1 protein-coding gene is annotated in these 3,671 nt (G+C 72.5%); it reads left to right on the plus strand.

The genetic code is table 11. The features are described from left to right. On the plus strand, nucleotides 1-3,671 hold a 3,671-nt coding region (locus tag VFB40_RS23455), incomplete at both ends, for an ATP-binding protein (RefSeq protein WP_324854198.1).

Here is a 3,671-nt window from a genome sequence, read left to right on the forward strand (position 1 = left end):
AGGACCCGGTGTTCGCCGAGCGCTGCGAGAAGCTCGGGATCACCTTCATCGGTCCAAGTGCCGAGGCGATGCGCAAGCTCGGCGACAAGATCGGCGCGAAGTTGATCGCCGAGGAGGCCGGCGTGCCGGTGGCGCCGTGGAGCCGTGGCGCGGTGGAGAGCCTGGACGCCGCCAAGCGCGCGGCGGCCGGGATCGGCTACCCGCTGATGCTCAAGGCGACCGCGGGCGGTGGCGGTCGCGGTATCCGCGTCGTCACCGGTCCCGGGGAACTCGCCGACGCCTACGAGCGCACCAGTCAGGAGGCCGAGCGCGCGTTCGGCAGCGGTGTGGTGTTCCTCGAACGCCTGATCACCGGCGCGCGGCACGTCGAGGTCCAGGTGATCGCCGACGGCCAGGGCACCGCCTGGGCGGTCGGCGTGCGCGACTGCTCCGTGCAGCGGCGCAACCAGAAGATCATCGAGGAATCGGCCTCGCCGGTACTCAGCCCTGACCAGGCCGCGGAACTGAAGGCCTCCGCCGAGCGGCTCGCGGTCTCGGTGGGCTACTGCGGAGCGGCGACCGTCGAGTTCCTGTACCACCCGGGCGAGAAGCTGTTCGCGTTCCTCGAGGTCAACACCCGGCTCCAGGTCGAGCACCCGATCACCGAGACGACCAACGGCATCGACCTGGTCAAGCTCCAGCTGCACGTGGCCTCCGGCGGCAAGCTGAGCGGCGAGCGGCCGGTCGAGCGCGGGCACGCGATCGAGGCGCGGCTCAACGCCGAGGACCCCGACCGCGACTTCGCGCCCTCCCCCGGCCGGATCGCGCGGCTCGACCTGCCCGCCGGGCCGGGCATCCGGGTCGACACCGGGGTCAGCGAAGGGGACACCATCCCGGCCGACTTCGACTCGATGATCGCGAAGATCATCGCCTACGGCCGCGATCGCGAGGAGGCCCTCGGCAGGCTGCGCCGGGCGATGACCGAGACCACGGTCATCATCGAGGGCGGCGCGACGAACAAGAGCTTCGTGCTCGACCTGCTCGACCAGCCGGACGTGGTCGGCGCCACCGCGGACACCGGCTGGATCGACCGCGTCCGCGCCGCAGGCGGCCTCGTCACGCACCGGCACTCCGGGGTCGCGCTGGCCGCCGCCGCCATCGAGGCTTATGAGGAAGAGGAGCGGGTCGAGCGGCAGCGGCTGCTGTCGACCGCGTTCGGCGGGCGGCCGCAGGTGCAGCACAAGAGCGGCCGGCCGCTGGATCTGAAGCTGCGCGGAGCCACCTACCGCGTCAAGGTCGCGCGTATCGGGGCGCACCGCTTCCGGGTCGGCATCGACACCGGCGCCGGCCCGCAGGCGCAGACCGCGGACGTCGAGCTGGACCGGTTCGACGAGCACACCGGCCAGATCGTCGTCAACGGCGCCCGGTTCCGGCTGGTCACCGACACGCACGGACCCACCCACTTCGTCGAGGTGGACGGGGTCGCGCACCGGGTCAGCCGCGATGAGGGCGGCGTCATGCGCTCCCCGGCCCCCGCGCTCGTGGTCGCGACGCCGCTGGCGGTCGGCGCCGAGGTCGAGGCGGGCGCGCCGGTCCTGGTGCTGGAGAGCATGAAGATGGAGACGGTGCTGCGGGCACCGTTCCGCGCGCGGCTCAAGGAATGCGCGGTGACGGTAGGCAGCCAGGTCGAGACCGGCGCGCCGCTGCTGCGGCTGGAGCCGCTGGCCGACGAGGGCGACGCCGCGGCGCAGACCGCCGTCGCGAGCGAGGCGGTCGAGCTCGAACTGCCCGCCGGGACGTCCGCGGTGCCGGCCGGCGAGCGGATCCGCCGCGGGGTCCAGGATCTGCGCAGCCTCCTGCTCGGCTTCGACGTGGACCCGCACGACGAGCACCGGGTGCTCGCCGACTACCTGGCCGCCCGCGCCGAGCTGGCCGCCGCGGGGCAGCGCCCGCTCGCCGAGGAGATCGAGCTGCTGTCCGTGTTCGCCGATCTCAGCGAGCTGAGCCGCAACCGGCCGGTAGGCGAGGAGCGCAGCGGCGACAGCCACGTGCACAGCGCGCGCGAGCACTTCCACACCTACCTGCAGAGCCTTGATGTCGACCGCGCCGGGCTGCCGGCCTCGTTCCAGGCGAAGCTGGCCAAGGCGCTCGGGCACTACGGCGTCACCGCGCTGGACCGCACGCCGGAGCTGGAAGGGGCGGTGTTCCGGATCTTCCTGGCGCTGCAGCGCGGCACGTCCGACGCCACCGTGGTGGTGACGCTGCTGCGCGAGTGGCTGCGCGAGGCGCCGCCCGGCGAGGCGTTGCGCGAGCCCGTGGGCCTCGCCCTTGAGCGGCTGATCGCCGCCACCCAGGTCCGCTTCCCGGTGGTGGCCGACCTCGCCCGCGGGATCGTGTTCGCCTGGCTCGGCCAGCCGCTGCTGCGCCGCAACCGGGCCCGCGTCTACGTCGAGATCCGCAAGCACCTGCACTACCTCGACGAGAACCCGGACGCCCCGGACCGCGCCGAGCACATCGCCGCGATGGTCGGCAGCACCGAGCCGCTGGTGCGGCTGCTCGGCCAGCGGCTCGGCCGCGACGGCTTCGACCACGCGCCGATGCTGGAGGTGCTGACCCGCCGCTACTACGGCAACAAGGGGCTGGTGCACGTCCGCACGATCGACGCGTCCGGCTGCCGGTTCGTGGTCGCCGAACGCGCCGGGTCCCGGCTGGTGTCCACCGCCATCGGCTTCGACGCGCTGCCCGACGCGCTGCGCGGGTTGGCCGAGGTCGCGAGCGCAGCCGCCGACGAGGTCGACGCGGACGTGTACCTCGCCTGGGAGAAGCAGCCGGAGGGCTTCGACGCGATGGCCGCCGCGCTGCACGAGGTCCTCAACGCGCAGCCGTTGCCGAGCCAGGTCCGCAGGGTCACCATGACGGTCGCGGGTAGCGGACGCGCGGTGATGCACCATCACTTCACCTTCCGGCCTTCGGGTTCGGAAGCGGGGATGAGCGAGGAGCGGCTGATCCGCGGCCTGCACCCGTACATCGCGCAGCGGATGCAGCTGGAGCGGCTGCGCAACTTCGACTTGACCCGGCTGCCCTCCTCGGACGAAGAGGTCTACCTCTTCCGGTGCGTCGCGAAGGACGACCCGGCGGACGACAGGCTGGTCGCGTTCGCGCAGGTGCGTGACCTGACCGAGCTGCGCGATCACGACGGCCGGCTGGTCGCGCTGCCCACGGCGGAGGACACCATGGCCGCCTGTCTCGACTCGATCCGCCGCGCGCAATCGCGGCGTCCGGAGAAGAACCGGTTCTCCACCAACCGGATCGTGCTCTACGTGTGGCCGCCGAGCACGATCACCCGTGCCGAGCTGGACACGATCGCCGCGCGCGTGCTGCCGACCACCGCGGGGGCCGGGCTCGAGGAGATCCTGCTGATCGGCCGGCAGCAGGACCCGGAGACCGGGGCGTTGGAGAAGGTCGCGATGCGCGTCTCCTTCGACGTCGCCGGCGGCAGCCAGCTGACCATCGGCGAGCCCTCGGACGAACTGATCGAGCCGCTGGACGCGTACCGGCAGAAGGTGCTGCGTGCGGCCAGTCGCAACACGGTCTACCCGTACGAGCTGACCGCGATGCTCGGCAGGTTCGCCGAGTACGACCTCGATGACGCCCACGAACTGGTCCCGGTGGACCGGCCGAAGGGGCTGAAC

Source organism: Actinocrinis sp. (assembly GCF_035650855.1).
Taxonomy (GTDB): domain Bacteria; phylum Actinomycetota; class Actinomycetes; order Streptomycetales; family Catenulisporaceae; genus Actinocrinis.